The organism is Limisphaera ngatamarikiensis (assembly GCF_011044775.1).
GTDB classification, from domain to species: domain Bacteria; phylum Verrucomicrobiota; class Verrucomicrobiia; order Limisphaerales; family Limisphaeraceae; genus Limisphaera; species Limisphaera ngatamarikiensis.
The window spans coordinates 63,855-88,270 of sequence record NZ_JAAKYA010000052.1; the positions used below are offsets into that span (position 1 = coordinate 63,855).

General features: G+C 65.7%; 16 protein-coding genes. 4 read left to right on the plus strand and 12 right to left on the minus strand.

Going from position 1 to position 24,416, the window contains the following annotated elements; genetic code table 11:
* Positions 1 to 391 precede the first annotated feature (391 nt).
* Positions 392 to 1,417, minus strand: coding sequence for a lipid A deacylase LpxR family protein (locus G4L39_RS07635; RefSeq protein ID WP_165107188.1), 1,026 nt, complete (start codon positions 1,415 to 1,417; stop codon positions 392 to 394).
* A 129-nt stretch (positions 1,418 to 1,546) separates the two neighbouring features.
* Entirely contained in the window at positions 1,547 to 1,870 is a 324-nt protein-coding gene (locus G4L39_RS07640) for an isoamylase early set domain-containing protein (protein WP_165107190.1), read from the minus strand.
* A 361-nt stretch (positions 1,871 to 2,231) separates the two neighbouring features.
* Here G4L39_RS07640 and G4L39_RS07645 point away from each other — a divergent pair, with 361 nt between their 5' ends.
* The 3 genes from G4L39_RS07645 (at position 2,232) to G4L39_RS07655 (ending at position 5,951) form a co-directional block, all read left to right on the plus strand.
* Positions 2,232 to 3,683, plus strand: a complete 1,452-nt coding sequence (locus G4L39_RS07645; RefSeq protein WP_165107192.1) for a MiaB/RimO family radical SAM methylthiotransferase — start codon at positions 2,232 to 2,234, stop codon at positions 3,681 to 3,683.
* Between the two features lie 175 nt (positions 3,684 to 3,858).
* Entirely contained in the window at positions 3,859 to 4,917 is a 1,059-nt protein-coding gene (locus G4L39_RS07650) for an N-acetylmuramoyl-L-alanine amidase family protein (protein WP_165107194.1), read from the plus strand.
* A 5-nt stretch (positions 4,918 to 4,922) separates the two neighbouring features.
* Complete coding sequence (locus G4L39_RS07655; RefSeq protein ID WP_165107196.1) at positions 4,923 to 5,951, plus strand: NAD-dependent epimerase/dehydratase family protein; 1,029 nt, start codon at positions 4,923 to 4,925, stop codon at positions 5,949 to 5,951.
* A 76-nt stretch (positions 5,952 to 6,027) separates the two neighbouring features.
* On the opposite strand, the gene G4L39_RS07660 is transcribed toward G4L39_RS07655, so the two are convergent.
* Positions 6,028 to 6,429 carry a YlbF/YmcA family competence regulator gene (locus tag G4L39_RS07660; protein WP_165107198.1) on the minus strand — a complete coding sequence of 134 codons (402 nt, stop codon included), beginning with the start codon at positions 6,427 to 6,429 and terminating at the stop codon, positions 6,028 to 6,030.
* Positions 6,430 to 6,677: 248 nt separating this feature from the next.
* Between G4L39_RS07660 and dnaE the strand changes: the two genes are divergently transcribed.
* Positions 6,678 to 10,349, plus strand: coding sequence for a DNA polymerase III subunit alpha (gene dnaE / locus G4L39_RS07665; RefSeq protein WP_165107200.1), 3,672 nt, complete (start codon positions 6,678 to 6,680; stop codon positions 10,347 to 10,349).
* A gap of 197 nt (positions 10,350 to 10,546) precedes the next feature.
* Here the strand turns inward: dnaE and G4L39_RS07670 are convergent, their stop codons facing one another.
* The 9 genes from G4L39_RS07670 to G4L39_RS07710 all read right to left on the minus strand — a co-directional run bounded on the left by G4L39_RS07670 (position 10,547) and on the right by G4L39_RS07710 (position 24,403).
* Positions 10,547 to 10,903: a glycogen-binding domain-containing protein gene (locus G4L39_RS07670; protein WP_165107201.1), complete on the minus strand. Its 357-nt coding sequence runs from the start codon at positions 10,901 to 10,903 to the stop codon at positions 10,547 to 10,549.
* 108 nt (positions 10,904 to 11,011) lie between these two features.
* On the minus strand, positions 11,012 to 12,163 hold the full coding sequence (locus G4L39_RS07675; RefSeq protein WP_165107203.1) for an outer membrane beta-barrel protein: 1,152 nt from the start codon (positions 12,161 to 12,163) through the stop codon (positions 11,012 to 11,014).
* A 599-nt stretch (positions 12,164 to 12,762) separates the two neighbouring features.
* Positions 12,763 to 15,621 carry a VWA domain-containing protein gene (locus G4L39_RS07680; protein ID WP_165107205.1) on the minus strand — a complete coding sequence of 953 codons (2,859 nt, stop codon included), beginning with the start codon at positions 15,619 to 15,621 and terminating at the stop codon, positions 12,763 to 12,765.
* A complete protein-coding gene (locus G4L39_RS07685) occupies positions 15,618 to 17,372 on the minus strand; it encodes a vWA domain-containing protein (RefSeq protein WP_165107207.1) in 1,755 nt (584 codons plus the stop codon). Before G4L39_RS07685 ends, G4L39_RS07680 begins: the two co-directional genes overlap by 4 nt.
* Before the next feature lie 126 nt (positions 17,373 to 17,498).
* Positions 17,499 to 18,365, minus strand: a complete 867-nt coding sequence (locus G4L39_RS07690) for a DUF58 domain-containing protein (RefSeq protein ID WP_165107209.1) — start codon at positions 18,363 to 18,365, stop codon at positions 17,499 to 17,501.
* Between the two features lie 109 nt (positions 18,366 to 18,474).
* Positions 18,475 to 20,058 carry a hypothetical protein gene (locus tag G4L39_RS07695; protein WP_165107211.1) on the minus strand — a complete coding sequence of 528 codons (1,584 nt, stop codon included), beginning with the start codon at positions 20,056 to 20,058 and terminating at the stop codon, positions 18,475 to 18,477.
* Complete coding sequence (locus G4L39_RS07700) at positions 20,055 to 20,999, minus strand: ABC transporter ATP-binding protein (RefSeq protein ID WP_165107213.1); 945 nt, start codon at positions 20,997 to 20,999, stop codon at positions 20,055 to 20,057. Before G4L39_RS07700 ends, G4L39_RS07695 begins: the two co-directional genes overlap by 4 nt.
* An 82-nt stretch (positions 21,000 to 21,081) precedes the next feature.
* Positions 21,082 to 23,391: a hypothetical protein gene (locus G4L39_RS07705; RefSeq protein ID WP_165107215.1), complete on the minus strand. Its 2,310-nt coding sequence runs from the start codon at positions 23,389 to 23,391 to the stop codon at positions 21,082 to 21,084.
* Positions 23,369 to 24,403, minus strand: coding sequence for an AAA family ATPase (locus tag G4L39_RS07710; RefSeq protein ID WP_205880862.1), 1,035 nt, complete (start codon positions 24,401 to 24,403; stop codon positions 23,369 to 23,371). The genes G4L39_RS07705 and G4L39_RS07710 overlap by 23 nt, the downstream gene beginning before the upstream one ends.
* Between the last annotated feature and the right edge of the window lie 13 nt (positions 24,404 to 24,416).

A 24,416-nucleotide genomic window follows, 5' to 3' on the forward strand; every position in this document is an offset into this window, starting at 1 on the left:
CCTCCGCCCCAGCCCGCGAGGCGACTTCATCCACCCTGCCCCATCCTATGGAAAGCTCGCTGACGCTGTTGAACATTCCCCGTGCAGGCGTGGCATGACGAACAGACGCGGCATCTGCGCCGGGCCACCCTTGCCCTCCGGCAAAGCGGCGGCTGCTTTGTGTTCCCACCTTCCTTCTGCCCACGCCCGGATGTTCCCTTTTGTTCCTCTGTGCCCTCTGTGTCTCTGTGGTGGGTCAAGCGGGGACAGGGGTCTGGGCCCCTCCCGGCGGGCGGTTGGTCCGCCCTGTCATTACGGGTTCGCGGGGACGGTCTTCTCGCGGTCGGGCTGGATCCGGACCCGGTGTACCGGCCCGGGTCATTGCCGGGGCGGTGTCAAGGCAGAGGGGAATTCAAAACCGCCAGCTCAGGGTAAGGGCTCCGAACTCGCTCAGGTCCGGCTGTCCTTTGAACTCGCGGCCCCAGAACACGTAGGTGAAGGCGCACTGCCAGCGGCGGGTTTCCAAAACCCCGCCCACTTCGGCTGCGGGCACCCACCATTCCTTGTCCACCGAGGGGCTGTCTTTCCAAGTGTTTCCGTCCAGGGTGATGTTGCGGGCGACCAGGTTGCCATTGACGCCGCCGAAGAGGTAGACGCTCCAGCCGTGCTGCACGGCCCCGGGTTGCTGTCTGCGCGGTGCCGGCGGCAGATGGACCATGCCGCGCATGAGGGTGGTGCCGAAGTCGTCGGGGATCCGGTATCCCAACCGCACCTGACCGCCCAGCTGTCCCTGGGTGAGCACGTTACCGAGCATGACGTTGGCCAGGGGCAGAACTTCCACGGCCGGGCCGTCCGGGGCGCCCCACAGCCGGTATTTCCGTCGGTGCTCGTAGACCAGGTTGAGGATCGGTTCGTTGTGGAGCTGGCTACCCCAGCCCTGAGGCACCGCACTGCCGATGCGTTCGTGGACCCATTTCTGGGTGTCTTCGGCCAGGGACCATGGGCCCACGACGCCGGTGATGAATTTCAGGCCGTGATAGGTGTTGCGTTGTTGGAGGTGCAATGAGGCCGAGGCGTAAAGCAGGCCGGCGTAGGGGCGGTCCCGCGGATCCGGCACTACGCGGCGGGTGTCGGAGGGTGTGACCATGATTTGCCCGGCTTCGAAGCTTACGGCCACCTGGTCGGCGGGCCAGCCCTGACGATCCGTCCATGAACGTAGCCATCGGGGTTCCATCCGGAACAAAGCCAGGGAGATGCCGTCGGTGTAGAACCGGTCCGTCCCTCCGAAAGTGTCGTTTTCCCAACGGACGGAGAAGGACCAACCGGGTTCGGGCGTGGCACCGCAAACCGGGGTGAGGAATGCCGTTAGGCTGGTGACCAACGCCGCCCAGAATACGGGCAGCCTGTCGGGGTTGTTTTGCCACCGGGTGCGGTTCATGGGTCGGGGTTGGGGTAAGCCCGGCACGGCGCCCTCCCCTTGGCCCGGTCTGCGGACATTGTCTTGGCCGGGTGGTGAGGAGGCTGCTGGATCGTCGATCGGGTTTTGTGGATGGACCGGTTGCCTGGCTCAGGGCACCTTGACGACGCAGTTTTCCGTCCCAAACGGATTGGGGACGCGCAACGTGCATTCGGGATCGTCGCGCCATTCGCCGTCCACGATGAACCGGTAATGATAGGTTCCGGGCGGCAGGTTGACGGTCACGGTCCAGACGCCGTCGGGGCCTTTGTGCATGGGGATGGCCTGCTGCTGCCAGTGTGTGAAATCGCCGGCGAGCAACACGCTCATGGCCGTGGGTGCGTTGAACCGAAAGGTTTGACCGGCGGGCGAGGTGGCTGCCGATTCTTTGCGGGCCGTCTTGGCCGCGGTTTTGCGGGCTCGTTTCGTTGCCATAAGACCCTCCGTCGTTTTTTGAATGCTTGCTGCGCCCGGGCGTTCGGTCGGGGACGCACGGATATGCGTGCCCCGCCCGGCTTTGCCCTTCATCCACAGCATGATCCTGCAGCCCCGGAGCTGCAAGACCCAATGCGCGACAAACTTGTGACGGGTCGTGCACCAGGCGTGACGGCCGCCCGGAGGGATGGAAAGCCGCGACGGGTCGGGCTGTGGAGGGACGGGCACGATCTCGGGGACTGGTTCCGGCGTGGCGGATCGGCGGCTGTCGGGGGGCAGGTTTGCGGGCTTGGGGTGGTTCGGGGCCTTTTCAAGCGGGTCGTTCTGGCCTACGTTGGTGTCCGAGCAAGATCCGCAAACCATGCCGAGCGTTTACATCAAAACGTACGGGTGCCAGATGAACGTGCGGGACAGCGAGGCGGTGGCCGCGCAGCTGTTGGCGCGCGGTTACACCCTTGCGCCGTCGGAGGAGCAGGCGGACATCGTGTTGCTGAACACGTGCAGTGTGCGGGACCATGCCGAGCAGACGGCGCTGAACAAGATGAGGGCGCTGGCGGCCGATTTCCGTCGGAGCGGCCGGGAGGTGGTGCTGGGTTTTTTGGGCTGCATGGCGCAGAGCCGGGGAGCGGAGTTGCTCCGGCAGGTTCCCGGGGTGGACCTTGTGCTGGGGACGCAAAAGCTGCACCGGACGGCGGATTATTTGGATGAGTTGCTGCGGGGGCGCCGGACGGCGGTGGTGGACACGGCACCCGAAGCGGGCAGCGAATCCGCGATTCGGGAGCATTTGCCGGCCCTGAACGGTTCGACTCCGGTGACGGCCTATGTGAGCATCATGCAGGGCTGCAACCAGCACTGCACCTTTTGCATTGTGCCGCAGACGCGCGGTCCGGAACGGAGTCGGAGCATCCGGGACATTGTGGCCGAGTGTCGGGAGCTGGCCGCGCGCGGGGTTAAAGAGGTCATCTTGCTGGGGCAGATTGTGACCAGCTACGGGCGTCGTCCCGGCCCGGACGGTCGGCCGGGGTGGCTGGCGCCGGATGAACCCTGGCCGGTGGCGGACGGGGATGGCGGACGGCCCCGCTCGCCCTTTGTGCGGCTGCTGGAAGCCGTGCATGAGGTGGACGGGATCGAACGGATTCGGTTCACCGCGCCGCATCCCAAGGGGTATGGAGAGGATTTGATCGAGGCGTACGGTCGGTTGCCGAAGCTGGTGGAAAGCGCGCACCTGCCGGTCCAGAGCGGCAGCAACCGCATCCTGAAGCTCATGCGCCGCGGGTACACGCGGGAGCGGTTTCTGGAGATTGTCGCGCGGTTGCGGGCCGTCAAGCCCGGCATGGGGATCAGCACGGACATCATTGTGGGTTTCCCGGGCGAGACCGAGGAGGACTTTGAACAAACGCTGGAGCTTTGCCGGGAGGTGGAGTTTGACAACGTGTTTCTGTTCAAATACTCGCCGCGACGCAACACGCCTGCGGCGACGATGCCGGGGGCACTGCCGCAGGAGGTGATTGAGGAACGGCACGCGCGGGCGCTGGAGCTGATCAATCAGATCGCGCGGCGCCGGTACGCGGCGATGGTGGGTCGGACGGTGCAGATCCTGGTGGAAGGGCCCAGCAAGAAGAACCCGCAGCGCATGATGGGCCGGACACGTTGCAACAAGATCGTGGTGTTTGAAGGTTCGGAGCGGCACCGCGGTCAGTTGCTGGACGTACGGATCGTCCGGGCCGGTTCGTACACGTTGTACGGCGACCCGGCGATTGTGGGGATTGCGCCGGTCGAAAGGGGTGCGCCGGTGGACGAGGCGGAGGGATAACCCGCGCCGGTGACGGAGGAATGACGGGCGCAGGCTCCTCCCGGCCAGCAGTTCGGGGGTGCGATCGCCGGGGCTCTTGCCCGCCTGGCAACGTGTTGCCCGGCACCGGCATGGTTTTTGCCGGAGTTGGCATAAACCGCTTGAGCGCCGGGGTTTGGTCCGCACAATGGCGGGCATGCGGGCTGGGTACGGTGTGCGGACCGCGCTGTTGTTGGTGTGGGTGCTGGCCGGTTGTGCCGGCCCGCCGCGGCCCCGGTTTACCACCGTGTCCCCGCCGCCGCTGGACGTACCACCGCCGGGTTCGGAAGTTTCCGTGGTTCCACCGCCGTCGGTGCCCGGTTCGTGGATCTCCCTGCAGCGGTGGGCTGCCGGGCAGGGGCTGCCCCCGCCCCGGATCACGTCCACCAATCCGGTGACGTGCGACTTGCAGGTTGGGTCGGGCCTGTGGCGGTTTCGTGCAGGGACCACCGTGGCCCAGTGGGAGGGGCTGCAGATCCGACTGGGCCATGCGCCGCAATGGCAGGACCAGGAGCTGTGGCTGCACGAACTGGACATCGCCAAGCAGATCGAGCCCTTGCGAGGCCCGACGCTCATTCGACTGGGTCGCCCGCCCCGGGTGGTGCTGGACCCCGGACATGGAGGACAAAACACGGGCGCACGGAGCGTGGTGGACGGGCGCTGGGAAAAGGAATTCACGCTGGACTGGGCCCTGCGGGTGGCGGCCCTGTTGAGTGCGCAAGGTTGGGAGGTGATTCTGACCCGCAAGACCGACATGGACGTTTCCCTGACCGAGCGGGTGACCCTGGCGGAAAAGTCGGGGGCGGACCTGTTCCTGAGTTTGCATTTCAACTCGGTCAACGGCACCAACCACACGGGCGGCTTGGAGACGTATTGTCTGACCCCCACGGGCCTCCCGTCCACGCTGACGCGGGAGTTCGACGACCCGGTGATGATGGTGCATCCCAACAATGCCCATGATGCGGCGAACCTGCAGTTGGCGGTGCGGCTGCATCGGGCGTTGCTGGAGGAGACCGGGCTGGCCGACCGCGGGGTGCGCCGGGCGCGGTTCATGACGGTGCTGCAGGGGCAGAACCGGCCTGCGGTGCTGTTGGAGGGGGGTTATCTCAGTCATCCGGAGGAGGCCCGGCGGATTGCAGACCCGCAGTTTCGTCAGCGTCTGGCCGAGGGGGTTGCGCGGGCCCTGATGTCGCTGGCGGCCGAATCGCAGTTCTGAATTCCATGGGCACTTCCGGGTTGGTGATTGTGACGGGTGGGGCGGGCTTTATTGGCTCGCACCTGGTGGAGCGGCTGCTGGCCGAGGGCCATCGGGTGGCGGTGGTGGACGATCTTTCCACCGGCACGTTGGACAACCTGCGGTCGGTCCGGAACGATCCGCGGCTGACGGTGGAGACGGCGACGGTATCCGGCTCGCGGCGTCTGGCCGGTTGGATGCGTCATGCCAGGGGTGTGTTTCACCTTGCGGCGGCGGTGGGGGTGGAGCTGGTGGTGCGCTCGCCGATTCATGTGTGTCGGGCCAATCTGCGGGAGACGGAGGTGGTGTTGGAGCTGGCGTCGCGGCGGCGTGTGCCGGTGCTGCTCACCTCCACTTCGGAGGTTTACGGTCGGAGTGCCAGGCCGGAATTCGCCGAGGAGGACGATCTTCTGATCGGTCCCCCCACCCATCCGCGCTGGACCTATGCCTGTTCCAAGCTCATGGACGAGTTTCTGGCCATGGCATACGCGCAGGAGCGGGGTCTACCCGTGGTGGTTACGCGGGTTTTCAACACGGTGGGCCCGCGGCAGACGGGTCGGTACGGCATGGTATTGCCGCGGTTCATTGATGCAGCCAGGCGCGGGGTGCCGTTGCGTGTGTATGGGACGGGCCGGCAGCGGCGTTGTTTCTGCTGGGTGCTCGATACCGTGGAGGCGCTGGTGCGGCTCTTTCGCTGTCCGGAGGCGTATGGGCAGGTCTTCAACGTGGGCAGCACCGAGGAGACGACCATTCTCGGGCTGGCCCGTCTGGTGATTCGGTTGTTGGGTTCGTCTTCGAAGATTGAGCGGGTGCCCTATGCGGAGGCTTACGGGCCGGGATTCGAGGACATGCAGCGCCGTCGTCCGCGGGTCACGAAGCTGGCCCGCTACACCGGTTTTCGTCCGCGAACCCCGCTGAAGGAGATCATCCTGCGGACGGCCGGGGCGGTGCCGGACGCCGGCGCAGCGGAGCACGGCACCGGCCCACGCGGTCGTGCCCGGCCCAAAGACGAATAAACCCCGTACGGGGTGCCCGTACAGGGTTGGGTCAACGTGGTGACTAACCGGGGCTTGTCGCGGTCTTGCGGAGGGCTTAGTGGCAGCCGCAACCGGAACCGCAACCGCAACCGTCCATGTCTTCGCGGGTCGGCATCCGCCCCAGTTCCATGGTCAGGGCGACCTGTTGCTGGATGGCCTGGCGCATTTCCTCCAGCTCGGTTTGGGCATCGAGGAATCCGCGGGCCACCTCGTTGGCCAGCAATTCCTCGCGCGCCTTTTCGAATTGTTCGATTTCCTCCTCGCTCAGAGGCTCGCCGAATTGTTGTTTCCGGCGGAGGGACTGGCCCAATCGAACCACTTCCTCGTACTGGGTCCGTGCCTTCTCGTCCTCCAGGAACGCCTGGATGCGCTGCTGGGCGGATTTGAAGCCCGCGTCTTCCAGGATGGTTTCACACAGCTCGCGGGTTTTTTGCCCGATCGCGTCGCTCTGGCTCATGGTGTCGTCTCTGCTCAATGGATGGTTTCTGCTGATGCGGTTGCCGGACTTTCCGGCCCCCGCGGTGCAACAACAATAGAGCAGTTCGGGCGAAACGCAACGGCGCAATCGAAACGGGCCCTGCTTTTTTTCGGGGCCGCCGACCGGCCCCATTGGACCGGGCGGGATGAACCGGGGCGCCGGCCGGGACGCGATTTGTGAACAAGGGCCGCTTGCCCGGTTCCAGACGCTCCCGTTACCCTCCCCGCATGGAGCACGCGGATTTCGTCCATCTCCATGTTCACTCGGAGTATTCGCTGCTGGACGGGGCCTGCCGCCTGGACCGTCTGGTGGAGCGTGCTCATGCGCTGAAGTTTCCCGCCCTGGCCATCACTGATCACGGGGTGATGTACGGGATCATTGATTTCTACCAAAAGGCCCGGGCGCGGGGCATCAAACCGATCCTTGGTTGCGAAATGTACGTGGCGCCGGGGAGTCGCTTCGAGAAGAAGACCCAGGCCGGCGGCCGCGACGTGTACCATCACCTCACGGTGCTGGCCTGCGATGAGACCGGCTACCACAATTTGATCCGGCTGAGCACCGCCGCCCATCTGGAGGGCTACTACTACAAGCCGCGCATTGACAAGGAACTGCTGGAACAGCATCGGCAGGGGTTGATCGTGCTGTCCGGTTGCCTGGCGGCGGAGATCCCCGAGCTGATTGTGCGCGGCCAGCTCGACAGGGCCCGGGCCACGATTGACTGGTTCAAACAGGTTTTCGGGCCGGATCATTTTTACCTGGAGTTGCAGGATCACGGGTTGGAGGAGCAGGCGCGGGTCAACCGGCAGTTACTGGCCTGGGCACGCGAGTTCGGCCTGTCGGTGGTGGCCACCAACGACGTGCATTATTTGGAACGCCATCACTGGCGGGCGCACGACTGCCTGATCTGCATCGGCACGCAGACAACCCTCGACGATCCCAGGCGGCTGCGGTATGCGCCCGAGCAATTCCATTTGCGGTCGGCCGAGGAAATGAAGGCCCGGTTTGCCGAGGTGCCCGAGGCCATCCGCAACACGCTGGAGGTGGCCGAAAAATGCAACGTGGAGATCGAGTTCGGCCGGCTGCATTATCCGGTGTTTCGTCCGCCGCCCCCGTACACGCAGGAACAGTACCTGCGCGTGTGGATCGCGGAAGGGTTGCGTCGCCGGTACACGCTGGCCGTGCGGGTGGAGGGCGAAAGCTTCGTGGTCGAGGGGATTGAACGGCCCGAATTGCTACCGGGCCTGCCGCCCGCGCCGCCGGACCGGCCGTGGTCGCCGGACGCGCCCGAGGTGCGTCGCGCCGTGGAACAGGTGCTGGCGCGGTTGGAAAGCGAACTGCAGGTCATCCAGCGGACCGGGTTCGTGAGCTACTTCCTGATCGTGGGCGATTTCGTCAAACACAGCCGGGAACGGGGCATTGCGTGTGCCGCCCGGGGTTCGGCCGCCGGCTCGCTGGTGACCTATTTGCTGGGGATCTCCAACGTGGACCCGCTGCGGTACGGGCTGTTGTTCGAGCGGTTCTTGAATCCCGAACGGGTCAACCCGCCCGACATTGACATTGACTTTGCGGACGATCGCCGCGCCGAGGTGATCGAGTACGTCCGCCAAAAGTACGGCCGGGACTGCGTGGCGCAAATCATCACCTTTGGCACGCTGGGCGCCAAAAGCGTGGTCCGCGACGTGGGACGCGCGATGGGATTGTCCTATGGCGAATGCGATCGGCTGGCGCGGATGATCCCGAATGATCCCAAGATCACCCTGGCCCGGGCGCTGGAGGTTTCCCCGGAGCTGCGGCAGGCCTATGAGACCGAGGAGGTCACGCGCGAGCTGATTGACACGGCCCAAATCCTGGAAGACCTGGCGCGCAACGCCTCCGTACATGCGGCCGGGGTGGTGATCGGGCCGGAACCCCTGGTCAACCTGCTTCCCCTCAAGGCGGACGAAAACGGCTCGCTGGTCACCCAGTACGCCATGGGCCCCGTGGGCGACCTGGGGTTGCTGAAGATGGATTTTCTGGGGCTCAAAACCCTGACGGTGATCCGGAACACCTGCGACCTGGTCCGGCAGACACGGGGGATCGAGATCAACATTGACCAGCTGCCGTTGGACGATCCGAAGACCTACGAGCTGCTCAACAAGGCGCAGACCCTGGGGGTGTTCCAACTGGAATCGGCCGGCATGCGCGAGTTGTGTCGGAAGTTCCAGCTCAGTTCCATCGAGCACATCACCGCGCTGATCGCGCTGTACCGGCCCGGACCCATGGATTTGATCCCCGAATTCCTCCGGCGCCGGCACGGCGAGGTGCAGATCGAGTATGAACATCCCCTGCTCGAGCCGATCGCCCGCGAGACCTACGGCATTCTGATTTACCAGGAGCAGGTGATGCAGGCCGCCCAGGTGTTGGCGGGATACTCGCTGGGCGGCGCCGATCTGTTGCGCCGGGCCATGGGCAAGAAAAAGCCCGAGGAAATGGCGAAGCAACGGGACATTTTCGTGCGCGGGTGCATGGAGAAAAACAACATCCCGCCCGCCAAGGCCCATCAAATCTTCGACCTCCTGGAAAAGTTCGCCGGCTACGGCTTCAACAAATCCCACGCCGCCGCGTACGCCATCACCGCCTATCAGACCGCCTGGCTCAAGGCCAATTACACGGTGGAGTTTCTCTGCGCCATGATGACCAACGACATGGCCGACACGGAGAAACTGGCCCAATACATCGCCGAGGCCCGGTCATTTGGCATCTCGGTGCTGCCGCCCCATGTCAACGAAAGCGACGTGCATTTCACGCCGGTCCGGACGGGTCCCGAGGGGCCGCCGCAGGCCATCCGGTTCGGTCTGGCGGCCATCAAGGGTGTGGGCACGGCCGCCGTCCAGAGCCTGATCCAGGCCCGGCAACAGGGCGGACCTTTTCGATCTCTGTTCGATCTCTGCGAGCGGGTGGACACGCGGGCGGTGAACCGGCGGATTCTGGAGGCGTTGATCAAGGCGGGGGCCTGCGACGGGCTGGGACCCAACCGGGCCACGCTCGTGGCCCAGATCGACCCGGCCCTGACGCGCGCCGCGCACGTTCAGGCCGATCGTCAGCGGGGGCAACGGTCGCTGTTCGGCCTGTTGGGTGAGGAGGCGGACGTACCCGCCGAATCATCATTGCAATTGCCCGAATGGCCGGCCCACGAATTGCTCGCCCACGAGAAGGAACTGCTGGGTCTTTATCTCACCGGTCATCCGCTGGCACCGTACAGTCGGTTGCTGGAGCAGTACGGCCTGGCCACGGCTGCCACCGTTGCCCAACTGCCGCCACGGAGCACGACGCGGCTGGGCGGGCTGGTCGTGTCGGTCCAGGAGGGTGTCAGCCGGAAGTCCAACCGGCCTTATTTGACCGCCACCCTGGAGGACATGACGGGCACGGTGCAGCTACTGTGTTTCGAGGAAGCCACGGAACGCTGCCGGGCGGTGTTGCAACCGAACGCCGTGGTGATGGTGGTGGGTGAGACCGGTACCGAGGAGGGTTCGGCCAAGCTGTTCGTTTGGGATGCCTTCCCGCTGGAGGAGGCGCCGGCACGATTCACCCGCGCCGTCCATTTCCGCATCTATCCCGGGGCGGCCAAACCGGAAAACCTGGAGGCAATCCGACAACTGGTCGAAGCCCATCCGGGCCGATGTCCCCTGTACCTCTGCTTTGTCCGGCCGAACGATGCCACCGTGGTGTTGGAGACCCATGAACGGTTCTTCGTCCGGCCGTCGCCGGCGCTTGAGGAGGCGGTGGAAAGGCTGCTGGGCGAAAACAGTTACTACGCCAGGATTGATCGTGACCCGCCCGAACGCCCCGCCCGCGGGTCGCGCCGCAACGGCAACGCGGGCGCCGCCGTCAACGGGAACGGCCGGGGCCGACGCAGCTGAACATTACCGGGTCGCCCGCTGCACAGGGCGCCGGCTGCAAAGCGCATCGCCGTTAGGTCCACCAAACCGGACCTTATCCGGGCCAAGGTGCGGCCGGCCCGTCCCGGTCCGGGAGCATGGCGACCCCGTGCCGGCGCCCCGCAACTGCCCAATTCCGCGGGCCGCACGGGCAGGGTATGGTTGGACAGGGCCCCAGTTCAGCTCACGAAACGCACATTGTTCTGCGAACCGAAGGGGTTGGGCACGCGCAGGGTGCATTCCGGATCATCCCGCCACTCGCCGTCCACCAGAAAACGGTAGTGATAAATGCCCGGGGCCAGTGGAACGGTCACCTCCCAGACCCCGCCCGGGCCCTTGCGCATGGGGATGGGCGCGTTTTGCCAGTGGGTGAAATCGCCCACCAGCAACACGCTCATGGCGTCCGGAGCGGTGAATCGGAACGTCTGCGGAATCCCCTGCCCCGTCGGGGTCGCCGGCCTGGGCACGGCGGCGCCCGGCGCGGCCGACGTTGGAGATGAGGTGTCCATCCTGATGCTGGTCTTCTTGCGAGCCATGGCAAAACATACGTGCGTTTGCGGGTTTGCAAATCGCGGGTCGGGCTGTCTTGAAACGCGGCGCCGGCCAACACACCCGGATGGCCGGCCGCCGGCCCGCCCTGCCGGTCAAAACTGGTAAACGACGTTGACGGCCAGGGAAACCGCATTGTCTGCACGGCCGTTGAGGAATTCGCCGCGGCCGTTCAAATCATGATCCCAGCGGACCTCCAACCGCCCGAGCGTATGATCCCAAAGTTGACAGGCCAGCGTGCCGGTGAGCCCGAACAATTGCACATCTCCCGACCCCGAGTACCCGTACGCCCCGGCCGAGCCGGTTGCGTACTCGGCCCGCGCGTTGACCTGCCACTTTTCCGTGGCTTGATACATCAGGTAAAGGCCGGTGGCATTTTCATAGGAACCGTCGAACAATCCGTGAGCCCGATAATCGTAGGCCACGCCGACCGACAACCCCTTCAGCGGCGCGGGCACGGTGAGCCCGGCAAACCAGTTGACCATGTCCCTGGCCCCAACCCGCCCCGAATCCATGGCCCCGAGGTACAGTTTAGCCCCCGCGGCCCATCCCAGGGTCTCCGGAGCCGTGAGAACGATCGAACCCACGTAACTCAGGACCGAATCCCCACCCGAGCGGGCGTTGATGCTGTTCAAGCCGCCTCCATCGGCCACCCCGGCCGAGAGCGACAACCACTCCTCCACGTCGTAGGACGCCAACACACCGGTGTGAATGATCGGTTCGATGAAGTAACCGTAGGACCGGCTGTAGTTCGGATTGCTGCCGGACTCGAACACCTCGTACCCCATGATCGTGTCCCACACGCCCACCTTGAAGGTGAGACCCGAGCCCACGGGCGCGCGCAAACTTACGTGGGCGTTTTTCACTGCGACGTCCCCCGGTGCGCCCCCCAGGGGTGACAACGATCCCAGCGTATTGGCGTCCGGACCAAACAAGAGTTGCACCCGGTACCCGGCCGCCCAATCCGACTCATCGAGTGGCTTTTCCAGCACCAGGGAGACCACGTTGAGGTTGAATCCGTTCTGCTTGTCGGCGCCGTCAAAAGAACGGCCGGGCAGGAGGTTTGCCGCGCCCGGGCCCGGCAACCAGATGGCGGACGTGTCCACATAGCCGCTGAGGGTGGTCGGCGCCACACCCGTCAGCACCGGCACGGCCGTTTCCTCCGCTTGCACCGCCGTGCCGGCGCCAATCATCCCCAGGGCCATCAAGGCCCGGCTGTAATGTCTCCGCTCGGTTTTCTTTCGCATGATCCCTCCGTGGTTCGGTTCGATTTTCTTGCATGAACCGGGCCGCGCGAACGGGCCACGATCTCGTGGGCGGTCCCTTCTTCGACCGCCGCTGCGACCATCTTTCCGTTCCACCGGCCCGACGACCCGGCGACGGTTTCGCCCGCTCATCAGCAGGGGCCATGCCGTCCCGGTGAATCCGCACCGCCCCGCCCGGGCCGCGTTGTTGCTGCTCAAAATCCACCACCCGCGCAGCGCAGGACTGCTGCTCTTTTTGCCGTATGCTCAAATCGCGCCAGTGGCCCCCGGTTCTGTGGAACCTTTCGCGCCAGCCCGTTCCAAGCTGCTCTGGGAGGTCGAAGGAACCCGCAGAACCGGCTTGTCGTCCTGTCCGCCAACCCACCCACAGAAAGCCGGCGTCAGGCGCTCGACCGGCGAGGAAAAGGACCCCGCGCGCGCGCGGCTCAGCCTGGCGTCTGCCGGACAGAGGTCCGCGGTTGTATTTGAAGCCAAGGCCCTGTAACGGCCGTTGGGGAACGACGAGTCCTTGGGCACAGACGGCCAGGAGTACACCCGGCCCGGCCGGAAACGTGGGACCTTGTACGGGTGAACCACCGGGGTCACAAGCCCCGGCGACGTCGTGCACGCTCGCGTGCCTCCCGCAGGGCGTCGTACGTGCTTGAACCCGTGCGTCCCGGTGCTCCGGCGGGCTTTGCCACATCCGTTTGCCGGGGACGTCCGGGCGCCGGGTCGGTCGGGGCGGTCTGCACCGCGGGCTGGCCGGAGCGTCTTCGCCATGCCCCCCACAGAGCCGACCACCTGCGTCGAGTCGGTACCGACCACGCCGTCGGGGTGACCTCGGCGGTTTCACCGGGCATGGCCGTCTGCATTTCCCGATCCGTGCGGCGGGCCAGTCCCGCGCTCAGCCAACCGGTGTACCGTTCCCACACCTCCGCCAAAAACAACACCATCGCCGCCAGAAACAGCCATGGCGTCAGCTCCAACCATCGCCGGCGCACCGGCAGTTCGCTCCAAATGCGCGGGATTTCGCCGCGTTCCCGACCGCCGGTGGCAGCGGCCAGCTCCGCCAGGGTCGTCGAACCGCGACTTTGCAGGCCGGGCGCCAGTTCAGGTGAATACGGCAGGCAGACCGGCGGCAGGGTGAGCGGTGGCCGGCCGGGAATCTCCAGCACATGGACGCGCGTCTCGGTGCTCTCCAGCGGAACCACCGCCTCCAGCAGGTCCGCTGATCGCCATTCCAACGGCACCGTCTCCCGCCGCGGTGGCAAGCCCGCGCGCACCGTCAGCGAGGTCAGTCGTGGCGTACCCCCAAGGCTTTCCTCGCGCCGTTGCGGGTCCAGGTGCACCTGCACATAACACGCCCCGTCGCGAATCTCCTGCCTCAGGAACAGATCCGGATTCGATTCCTCCTGCCGTCCCATCGTCCAGCGGGCCAGCGTGGTGTAGAACTCGCCCACGCGATCCCATGAGGCCAGTGGCCCGGCGAACTGCCCGTCCGCCTCACCGCTGAACGTCAACACGCGGCCCAATCCCGCGTTCCAAAACGCCACCACCGGCGCCGCATTTTCGTCCGTCGTCACCGCGGCCTGTTGCGCCCCGGGCCGCAGGAAGCAGAGGTTGTACCCGCCCACGGGCGGCGGTTCCCCTTCGAAACCCAGCCCCAACACACGTTGCGCCGGGGTGAACCGGAACGGTGTCACCCCCTCCACGAACGCCAGGCGCGCCACCGTGAAGGTGTCCTGGGCGAACAACCGCGGGATCTCTTCCGCACTGGCTGTGAAATAGCATTCGCCGCCGCCCAGCTGCGCGATCTCCTTCAGCAACCACGCATCCTGATCCGCCTCCGTGCCCAATCCGATCACACTGACCGTCACGCCCGCCTCCCGGCATTTCTCCAACAGCGCGCGATACGCACCCGGTTCCTCGGAATCTGCCGCGTCGGCAAACAGGATGATGTGCCGGCGCTGGGCCCGGGATTCGAGGATCATACGCGCCGCCGCAGACAACGCCTCGTAGATGAAAATGCCACCGCCCATGGACTGAATCGAAAGGATCCGCCCCCGCCGGGCCGCGTTCCGTTCCACACGATCCAACTGCACGATCACGTGGGGCGAACTGTCCACGGCAATCACACCGATTTCGTCTCCGGGTCCCAACAGGTCCAGCACCTGGACCGTGCCCAGGTTGGCGAGGTCCATCTTGGTCCGCCCGCCCCCGACGGGGGCGGCCATGCTGCCCGACCGATCCAGCGCCACCACAATCGCCACCGACTGCTTCAAATGCTCGCGGGGCGATTCCAGGGTCAACGGCAGGACCCGCTCCAGCGGCGACCGGAAATATCCGCCCGCACCGAAACCCTTCGGCCCGCCGGTGAGCATCAATCCGCGACCCGTACCCTCCACCCATAACGCCAGGTTCTCCAACCCGACCGATCCGATCACGCTGGCCGGCACCTGCTCGAGCAGCACCGCGTCATACGCCATCAGAGCGTCCGCCGTCCATCGCACAGCCCCGGGCCGTTGCGCCACCACGCGCAGCCCGCCCGCCCTCAACAACCGGACCAGCCCGGACGACTCCCCCGCTTCCGACGCCACCAGCAGGGCGGGTTCACCCCGCACCATCAGCAGCGCGCGCGCCCGGTTGTTCTCCGGCACCGGATCCTCCGCCGCACCCTCCACCTCCAACTCGTATTCCAGCAACCCATGGTCAGGCGCCAGGTCCCGGAACATCAGCCGCGTCAAACCCGTTTCAACCCTTCGGGAACCGGAGGCCAGGACCCTGCCATTCCGCAACAGGCGATACCGAATCTCCTGGTCTCCAGGCGACCAAACCCAGGCCGTCATCAGGAACCCCTCCGAGGGCGCCGCACTCTGCGGCACGTCGAAACTCTGGATCCCGACGTCCCCCGCCTCCGGTCGGCTCAGGAGCCGATAATCAATCGCCACACCCCGTGCCGCCGCGCGGGTCGCCGCCCCAATGGGATCGCGCCCCGTCCATTTTCCGTCCGACAGCACAAGGATCCGGCCACCAGCCTCGTCAGGGATCAACGTCAGGGCCGTCTCCAGCGCCTCCGCCAGGGAGGACTGGTCCCGACCCACCTCCGCACGAAACCCGGGAAACGCACCCCGCTGCGGCAGGCTTTCCACCACAGCCCGCTGCCCGAACGCAACCACCCCCACCTCATCCCGCGGACGCCGGCTCCGCTCCAACAGTCGGATGATTTCCTCCTGGGCTGCAGCCGCCTGCGCCGGCATGGATGCGCTCCGGTCCGCCACCACAATCACCACCCCGCTCCGATCCGGCAGCCGCACCGCCAGCCGGGCCAGCGCCAGGACAATCAACACCAGGGTCACCCCGCGCAACCAACGTTGCCACCGCCCCGGCAACGGCCACAACCACAGCGCCACCCCCGCGGGCAACAGGAGCAACAACCAGATCGGCTGCAGAAACGTGATCATGCCGCCCCTCGCCGTTCCGCCAGCACCCCATACAAATGCCCCAGCACACACACGCAGGCCAGCAAGCCCAACCACGTGCTCCACGGCGCCGATTCCTGCCGGGCCCGGACGTCCACCCGCCACGTCCCCCACACCCCGCGGTCGCAACCCGAAAGATTCGTCTCACCCTCGGCCAACAGATTGACCGCCAGCCATTCGCCCTCCGCCCCGCGATTCACCCGGTACAATCCGGCCCGGGGCGGCACAAATACACACGGATCCAGACCCGTGTCCGCGGTCCATTCCCATCCGTCCGGCCCCTGAACCGTGACGCCGCGGCCTTCATGGACCACGGCCACCTCCGCCCCCCGGCGCACGTTGGTGTCCCGCAGACCCGGCAACCGGCTGCCGCGCCAATGCAGCAGATTCCAAAACAGGATCGGCCAGTCGGGGCTCTCGTGGAGAGTCGAATGTTCCAGGTCGTACACAAACGTCAGATGGCGCGCGCCCTGCGCAGCGGCGCGTTCAGCGATCAACGGCACGTTTCCCGCCAGCAGGATCGGAACGAGATCGGGCGCCTCCATTTGCCGCCCGCCCGCCCACAGAACGCCCTGCAACGTCAGCCCCTCCATCAACGGATGCGTCCGGTCCGGCAGGAAGGGGCCCGCGAACAGCACCGGTTCCTCCGGGCCCAGCCATTCCACGGTCCAGGTCCGGGCCGGCCACGCTCGAGCGGCTCCCTCATGAATCACCAGGTCCGGCACCTGCGTCGCCGGCCGGTAAAGTCCCGTGGCCTGCAGTGTGCGTTCGACCAGGGACTTCAGCGCAACGTTCGTCAGGGCCAGCGCCACGCTCACCATCCGCCGGGGCGGCGGCGCCAACCAGACCGTGTTGTCTTCTTCAAGACCGTCCGAGCCCAGCACCGCCGTGACCACGGGAGCGTCTGCCGGCACGTTGAAGACCCACCGGTGCCGTTGGCCGGGGGCCAGAGACAGCTCTTTCCGATCCCACACTTCCGTGCCCACACGGATCACCAGCTCGGTCTGGTGCGTCCCGGTTCCGCCATTGAGCACCTCGAGGAAACAGCGGTCGCGCTCCCCGGCCGTCGTCCGCGCTGCACCCACAAAACCGGCGTTCGCCACCCGTTGACCGGCTGCGTACCAGACGAGGCCCTCACCCGGATTCAGCCCCTCCGGCGGCGGCTGGTCCGTCAACACCAGTACATCCGCCTGGTTGCGGCTCCACTCGGTCGCCAATCCAATGGCACGTGCCAGATCCGACGCCGGCGCTTCGCAACGCCACGCCTCCAGCCGTTGGCGCAACGACCGCACGTCCGCACCGGTCCCTTCCAACGTCCGCGGCGTGGACCCGGCCAGAATCAATCGGACCGCGGAATGTCGCTCCTGTCGGAGCCGCTGCTCCAGAAACCGGAGGGCTCGTTCCCGGGCCGTGGTTCCACCGCTGCGCGCCCGCATGGAGACGGAATCGTCCAATACCACGATCAACGGTCGTCCACCGCGCCGGATGTTCCAGTCCGGTGACGTCGCCGCCAGCACCAACAACACCAACACCAGCAATTCCAACCAGAACAACCACGGCAGGCGCAACCGTTCGCGTCGCGCGCCCACGGTGCGCGGTTGTGCCGGCAACCGCCACAGCATCAGGCTGGCCACCAGCCAGGGCCGAAACCGGTTCCTCAGAAAATACACCAACACCAGCACCGGCACAGCCGCCAGCCCGATCAACGCCCACGGATGCAGAAACAATGGCATGCTTCCACCTTCAGCCGCCCGACCCGGGTCCATACCCGACCGATCCCGTCCCGGGCAGCCGGCTTCAACCCTGTGTCGCTTTCGATCATGCGCTTTCCGTCCCGCTCCTCCGGCCGGGCGCCGGTGTTAACCGGGTACCAGGAGACCCAACCGGTCCAACCCGAGCCGGCCTTCCAAAACCTCCTCCGCCACCACCGTCGTCAGCCACGCGCCACACGCACGGCATGTCCCCGCCCAGGTCTCCTGCCACCGCGCCAGGGCCGAGCGATACTGCCTTACCACCTCGTGATCCACATGCAGATCCAGTGCCTCCCCCGTTTCACTGTCCGTCAATCGGACCCCTCCCCGGGCGGGCGGATCCAGCTCCTCCCGCGTCAGGATTTGAACCACCACCAAGCCGGCCCCGCCGGTCACAAGGCGTCGGACCACATGCGCCGGTTCGCCCGGCCACAACAGATCACTCAAAAACACCCGCATCCCCAGCCGCTGCAGCCGGGGCGGCAACCCTTCCAACGCCTCCTCGGGTGTCCGTACGCTTTCGAACTCCAGACCGTCCCAGATGGACGGAGACCACACGTCGTTGCGCAATCGTTGAAAGCCTTCCCCCGAAAGCCACACCGCCCGCGTGCACAGGCTGCGGCCGGCCGCCACGGCCAGGGCGCCGGCCAGATACGCCACTGCGGCGCCCTTCACCGTCCCTTCCAGGTCCATGGACCGGGACCCGTCAATCAGCAGGTCCAAATGCGGCGTGACCTCTTCCCGGAACAGCTTGATCGCCATCCGGTCCGTCCGCGCATACACGTTCCAGTCCACGAAACGCAGATCGTCCCCGGGCTGGTACTCCCGGTAATCCTGAAAATCAATCGAGGTGCCCACGCGCCGTCCCAGCCGGGCCCCCATGGCCCCGGACGGGCCCAGGGGCGGCCACTCCAGCCGGTAAGCCGACCCCTTGCGCTCCCCATCCCTCAATGCCTGGCGAATCTCCGGCTTCATCGACTGTTTGCCCGGGGCCCCGCGTCGGGCCGGTTTGCGAGTCCTTCACCCTGCAGCCCGATCACCGGGCAGCCCGCAGGCGACGCATCCCGGTGGGAGCCCTTCCTCGTCAACCCGCACCGGACAACACCGGCGGCACGGCGTTCAACCCGGCTGCTTCCCCCGGCTCGGCCCTTCGGAATGCCCGTGCCTGCTGCACAAGCCAGGGAAGGTTCAACACCACCCCGGCGGCAAACCACAGGCCCGATACCCACAAATGGGACCTCAGGTCTTTCCACTCGACCACCAGCAGGGCATTGGTGATGCTGCCACCGTGGTAAGACGCGAATAGTGCCATATCGATGGGGCCGGACAGTGCCATCCATACGTAAGGCACTACCATGGCCCAACCCGCTACCAGGATCACTGGCAACGTCGCCTTCCACCCTGATGCCCGCGGCCAGAAGCGCCGTTGCAGGTACAGACCCGTACCCGTGTAGGCCAGCAGGTACAACACCACTGCCGTCGTTCGCAGTACGGCGTGCGCCTCCTCACTGGCCGAGTCTGCCCACAACGACACCGGACCGTGCCACATGGAAACCGCCCACCACATCACCCCCAATGTTCCCGCCAGCAACAGGGTAGCCCACGCGAGTCCCCCGGCCCGCCCGTTGTAAAACAGAAAGGCCGCCACCCGCCCTGGCCACCATTGGGGAATCGTGCGCCGCACCCGGGGCCGCAAACCATCGCGTTGCATGACCAGCAGTCCGATCCCCGGCACCATCAACGCCACGGTCACGATACCCCACACCAGAACCCTGTCAGCTTTCAAATCAACCCACGCGCAGGCCATACTCAATCCGCCCACCACCAGCCAGCAAACCGTGACCCACGCCCGCAACGGAAGCGCACGATTGGCTGACGACGGCGATAATAATGCCACCGCCCCGGCATAGCCCAAAGCGCACACCGCAACAGGCCACGCCACCGACAACAGCCTCTCGGCGGTCAATCCCGGGCCCGTCGGCGTAGCCAGACCGAAACCGGCATACGCGCGTGCCATAAACATGCTTACCGACCAGACAACCTGACCAACCAAAGCCGGCAAAAGGATCAACACAAACAGGCCGTACTTGACGACCCGGTTCCATGGCGTACACGCCAACAAGAGGGCGAACACCCCGACGAAGACCGCGGAGCTCCATGCAGACCAGGCCGCTGCGAGAACCATTCGAAGATCCACACCACCCAACAACGTCGTCAGGGCCAGCAAAGGGGTTCCGGCGCAAACATACAGAAACCCCACGTACGCAGCCGCGTAAAGCTTGCCCCGGACCACTTCAGCCGGAGTCATTCGCGTGGCGTACAACAGCTCCATCCCGTCCTCCTCCCGGTCTTGTGCGGTTCGTCCCAGTAGCTGCTGGGCCACGGCTCCGATGGTAACCAGATTCATCCAAAAAGCCATGATGCCCATCACAAAGATCCCGGCGGTCTCCTCCGCCGCAGCAAGTCCCGGGGCCGCTCTCAGGGACCCGAAGAGGACCATCAACAAGCCCTGGAAACACAGTCCGATCATGAGGATCCGGCTCCGCAAAGCCTGCCGCAGTTCCTTCACAAGGACGGGATTCCAGTCCCGTCGCCGTAACCACTCCCGGCACCCGGGCCACCATCGTCCCGGCTTCCACCACCCCTTGAGTTCCGCAAGGACCTTCATGAAACCTCCCCCTGCGTCACCTTCAGGAACACATCCTCGAGGTCGGCACGGGTCTGACGAAACTCCAATACATGAAACCCCTCGGCCACCAGCCGCGCCAGAATCTCGCACGCCACGGCGCCGTCGCCGGACACGTCGAACAGCACCTCTTGGGGCTGCAACTGCACCCGCTCCACCCGCGGCATCTGGGCCAGTATCCGCACCAGGCGCTGGTATTCCTCGTGCGGCGGCGTCTCCAGCAGGCGCATGGCAAAGGTCCGGTGCCGGCTGCTCTCCCGCACCACCTCCTGAATCGGTCCCTGGGTCACCACCCGCCCGCGCTCAATGATCACCACCGCCGTGCAAATCTCCGTCAGCTCCGCCAGAATGTGCGAACTGATGAAGATCGCCTTGCCCCGCTGGGCCAGAGTCAGGAGCAACTCCCGCAGCTCCACCCGTCCCCGCGGATCCAGACCCGCCGCCGGCTCATCCAGGATCAGCACCTCCGGGTCATGAATCAGCGCCCGTGCCAGGCTCACCCGCTGTTTCATCCCCTTGGACAACGCCTTGAGGGTCTTGTCCCGAAGGCCCGTCAGCCCTGTGAATTCCTCCACTGCCGCCAGAACATCCGCCCGTTCCCGGCGCCCAATCCGATGTGCCCGCGCAAAAAAATCCAGATACTCCCGCACGGTGATGTCCGGGTACCCGGGCAAAGTGTCCGGCACGAAACCCACGCGCCTTCGCGCCACCTCCGGATATTCGCACACCGACACTCCGTCCAACAGTACGTCCCCGTCCGTGGGCTCCTCCACCGTTGCCATGATTCGCATCGTGGTGGTCTTGCCCGCCCCGTTCGGCCCCACAAAACCCACTATCTGGCCGGACTCGAACGAAAATGACACTCCGGCCAGGGCGATCGTCCGCCCGAATTCCTTTCGCAGGTTCCTCACTTCCACTCGCATAACCCGCTCATCCCGGCCTTCTCATCCGTTGCCGCATCGGCTCCATCCTTTTCCCCGCTTACGGGGCCATGCATCATGGCGGCTACCGCTGCACTCTCGGATCGAAGATTCCGTACACGATGCAAGGGCCCGGCATACGCCGTGTCCCGACCCCCGGGGCAAGGCCCGTTCCCAAGAAAGGATTCTCCTCCAGCTCCGCCAAATATGTGCCGGGACGCAACAAGCGCTCCTGCCGGTTCGTCGCCCATGAACCAAATCCGCCAAAGCCCGCCTCTCTCCAAAGGTCCGCTGGTACCACCGGCTTCACCCCGATATTGGGCAACCGACCTGCCGGTTTCAGAGTCGCGCGCGCGCCCGCCTCAATGTCCGATCCCTCCCACAGCCTGCCCTCCGGATCGGCCAACCGCAGGCGCACCAGCCGCGTTCCCAGTCCATTGATCACTTGCAGTTCTTCTCCGGCCCGTTCCCACTCGAGGCGTTCCCGGCGCGTTTCGGATTTCCGGACCAAAAACATCGCAGGCACCCGGGGCCGGACCCAGTCGCCGACCAACGTCTGGCCCCGCGTCCAATCCACCACGCGCCGGGCCGAACCCGCGCTCACAAATCGGTCCAACTCTATCAAGGGCGTCAACTCGGTCTGCTCATCGAAAGACAACCCGTCCCGTGGCGGCAACACCGAGTAGTACCCCAGCCCGGCCACGGTGGATGCCCGGTGTTGAACCTGATCCAATACGGTAAAACCCTCCAATCCGACCCGCGTCTGAATCCCCTCCTGCAACACCGGCACCATCAACACCCCGGCCGTGGTCAACGCCGAGAGTAGCGGCAGCGTCCAGAGCAGGGTGGAACGCCTCCCGGACCGCCAAACCAGCAACCACTGCACGGGACCCAGCACCACCACACAACCCAACCCCAGCAACACAAACCACCGGAGACTCAACCCGGTTTGGATTCCCAGGTCCAATGCCCGGTTGGCGGTGTCGCCGCGCGGCAGGGTCTGCCAGAACCGTTCACTACTGTCCGCAAGTTCCCGGAGTCGCACCCGCAGCAGGTCGTGATCCATTTTCTCCAAAGCATCCTCCGGCATCACCACGCACCAACCCAGCCCCACTGGGTATTCCTTTGCGCCGGAGGGATGGGTCTGTTGAAGGCGGGACCATGGCTCCGGCACTGGTAACTCGCCGAAGACGAACAGGTTGCCCCCGCACTCCACATACCGCCACAAGGCCTCGGCCACCTCCGGCGGCAATGCCCGTACGTCCGAAGGGCCCAAAATCACCGCATCGAACGGCGTATAGCTCAGCCAGTGAGAGCTCCAGGACCCCACCCCAAACGCAGGGCGAACACAGGTCCGACCCACGGAACCATAACTCGCAAGGAAGCCGGCATTTTCGCTGCTGGCCCGTGCGTCCAGGGCCCATGCACTGCCGTCCGGGCCCGCCAGTTCCACTGCGTCTACCGAAACATCCGAGGCCGATAGGCCCGTGAATTCCAGCCGTACCAACCTCACCGGCTCGTCCAGAGCGCCCAGGGACAGTTCCCGCACCACGGGCGACGAGGGACGCACGGGGCTCGCCGGCTTGGGCGGCATGTTCGTTTGCACCAGCGTCCGCCCGGAGACACCCACCACCGTCACGAACGGCCCGGTCATCGTGCCGGAATAATGGCTCATGTCGTAAAGGCGCAGGTGGTCCGCACGCATCGGTCGGAACTCCAACTCCAACCAGTGCGGTCCGCGACTTTTCGGGTCCGGCTTCCACACGCCGCCCCGCGCAAGATCCCCGGCATCTGAGGGTCCCGTGGCCTGCTCCGCCCCGTGGGGCCCTGCGCTGCCCCCCAAAACGGATCGGGCGCGGTCCTGGTTCACTCCAAGAGCAACCAACATGACCGAATGGTTCCCTGGAGTCCTGGTGGCCACGTACCATTGCCGCATGTGCTGATCCAGGTCGGGGGCCTCGATCAAACCCTGCTCGCGCCCGTCCACCTCCACCACCAATCGGCCGTCTCCCCAGATCGGCAACGGAGGCAGCCACAGGGGAACCTCCATACGCCCGCCCGGCGGCACCACAATCGTGCGCTCCACATGCTTCAAAGACCCCTCTGACCCAAAGGACGAGTGGGGCAGACGCAAGCGGACCTGTCGTGCCCGTCGTTCCGAGTGATTCTCCACCCAGGCCCGCACCTCGAGATACCCGTGCCTGGTTAACTCCGAATACGGCGTCGCCAGAGTGACGGTCACATCCCCAAAAGTACGCTGCTGGGCTCGAACCGGACCTGGCCCCAGAGCCAGGGCCAACACCAGCACGCCCGACCGCCACCCGATCCACCCCAGCCAGCCGCAACGACCGCGGCCCCATCGCCCCAACAGGTTACCTTTCCACCAGCTCCACATCGCGAGGCAACTGCAGCTCCGTCTCCTTCAGCTTCTCCAACACCGACTGCACCACCGACGACGCCGTCACCCGATCAAACCGCGCCTGGTAATTCAAAATGATCCGGTGATTCAGCGCCGGTTCGGCCACCGCCTTCACATCCTCGAACCCGGCACTGGGGCGCCCCGCCAGCAACGCATGCGCCCGCGCCGCCTCCGCGATCGCAATCGCCGCGCGCGGCGAGGCTCCGTGCGCCACATACCGCCGCACCGGTTCCGGCGCCTCCGGCCCCTGCGGATGCGTGGCCGCCACCAACCGCGCAATGTACCGCGACACCGCACGCGGCAGGTAAATCCGGTCCATCGCCTCAAACAACCGGTCCAGGTCCCCGGACGTCATCTGCCAGCTCGGCTCCGGCAACTCGCCCCGACGCCGCTCGTACAAAATCCGCTCCAGCACCTCCGTATCCAGCAGGTCGAAAAACACCCGGAACAAAAACCGGTCCAACTGCGCCTCCGGCAGGGGATACGTACCTTCCATCTCGATCGGGTTCTGCGTCGCCAGCACGAAGAACGGTCGCGGCACCGGCCGGGTCGTCCCCAACAGGGTCACCGAATTCTCCTGCATCGTCTCCAGCAGGGCCGACTGCGTCTTGGGCGAGGCGCGGTTGATTTCGTCCGCCAACAGAATGTTCGTAAACACCGGCCCGGGTTGAAACACCAGCTCGCGCCGACCCGAATCCGTCTGTTGCAGAATGTGCATCCCCAGGACGTCCGCCGGCATCAGGTCCGGGGTGAATTGAATCCGCCGAAACTGCAACCGCAACACCTGCCCCAACGTCCGCACCAAAGCCGTCTTCCCCAAACCGGGCACGCCCTCCAACAGAATGTGGCCCCGGCTGAGAATCCCGATCAACACGAGCCGATGTAAGCGGCTTCGACCCAGTAGAATCCGATCCAGCTCCGCCAACACCCGGTTGGCCAGCTCCACCACCGGCGCCAGTTCCTCCGGCTGCATGATCGGTTTGTCCATCGCCTCCTCTCCT

Bases quoted from the DNA above. Each gene is read 5' to 3' on its own strand.
- G4L39_RS07635 (WP_165107188.1), bottom strand. From the start codon at position 1,417: ATGAACCGCACCCGGTGGCAAAACAACCCCGACAGGCTGCCCGTATTC.
- G4L39_RS07640 (WP_165107190.1), bottom strand. From the start codon at position 1,870: ATGGCAACGAAACGAGCCCGCAAAACCGCGGCCAAGACGGCCCGCAAA.
- G4L39_RS07645 (WP_165107192.1), top strand. From the start codon at position 2,232: ATGCCGAGCGTTTACATCAAAACGTACGGGTGCCAGATGAACGTGCGG.
- G4L39_RS07650 (WP_165107194.1), top strand. From the start codon at position 3,859: ATGCGGGCTGGGTACGGTGTGCGGACCGCGCTGTTGTTGGTGTGGGTG.
- G4L39_RS07655 (WP_165107196.1), top strand. From the start codon at position 4,923: ATGGGCACTTCCGGGTTGGTGATTGTGACGGGTGGGGCGGGCTTTATT.
- G4L39_RS07660 (WP_165107198.1), bottom strand. From the start codon at position 6,429: ATGAGCCAGAGCGACGCGATCGGGCAAAAAACCCGCGAGCTGTGTGAA.
- dnaE (WP_165107200.1), top strand. From the start codon at position 6,678: ATGGAGCACGCGGATTTCGTCCATCTCCATGTTCACTCGGAGTATTCG.
- G4L39_RS07670 (WP_165107201.1), bottom strand. From the start codon at position 10,903: ATGGCTCGCAAGAAGACCAGCATCAGGATGGACACCTCATCTCCAACG.
- G4L39_RS07675 (WP_165107203.1), bottom strand. From the start codon at position 12,163: ATGCGAAAGAAAACCGAGCGGAGACATTACAGCCGGGCCTTGATGGCC.
- G4L39_RS07680 (WP_165107205.1), bottom strand. From the start codon at position 15,621: ATGATCACGTTTCTGCAGCCGATCTGGTTGTTGCTCCTGTTGCCCGCG.
- G4L39_RS07685 (WP_165107207.1), bottom strand. From the start codon at position 17,372: ATGCCATTGTTTCTGCATCCGTGGGCGTTGATCGGGCTGGCGGCTGTG.
- G4L39_RS07690 (WP_165107209.1), bottom strand. From the start codon at position 18,365: ATGAAGCCGGAGATTCGCCAGGCATTGAGGGATGGGGAGCGCAAGGGG.
- G4L39_RS07695 (WP_165107211.1), bottom strand. From the start codon at position 20,058: ATGAAGGTCCTTGCGGAACTCAAGGGGTGGTGGAAGCCGGGACGATGG.
- G4L39_RS07700 (WP_165107213.1), bottom strand. From the start codon at position 20,999: ATGCGAGTGGAAGTGAGGAACCTGCGAAAGGAATTCGGGCGGACGATC.
- G4L39_RS07705 (WP_165107215.1), bottom strand. From the start codon at position 23,391: ATGTGGAGCTGGTGGAAAGGTAACCTGTTGGGGCGATGGGGCCGCGGT.
- G4L39_RS07710 (WP_205880862.1), bottom strand. From the start codon at position 24,403: ATGGACAAACCGATCATGCAGCCGGAGGAACTGGCGCCGGTGGTGGAG.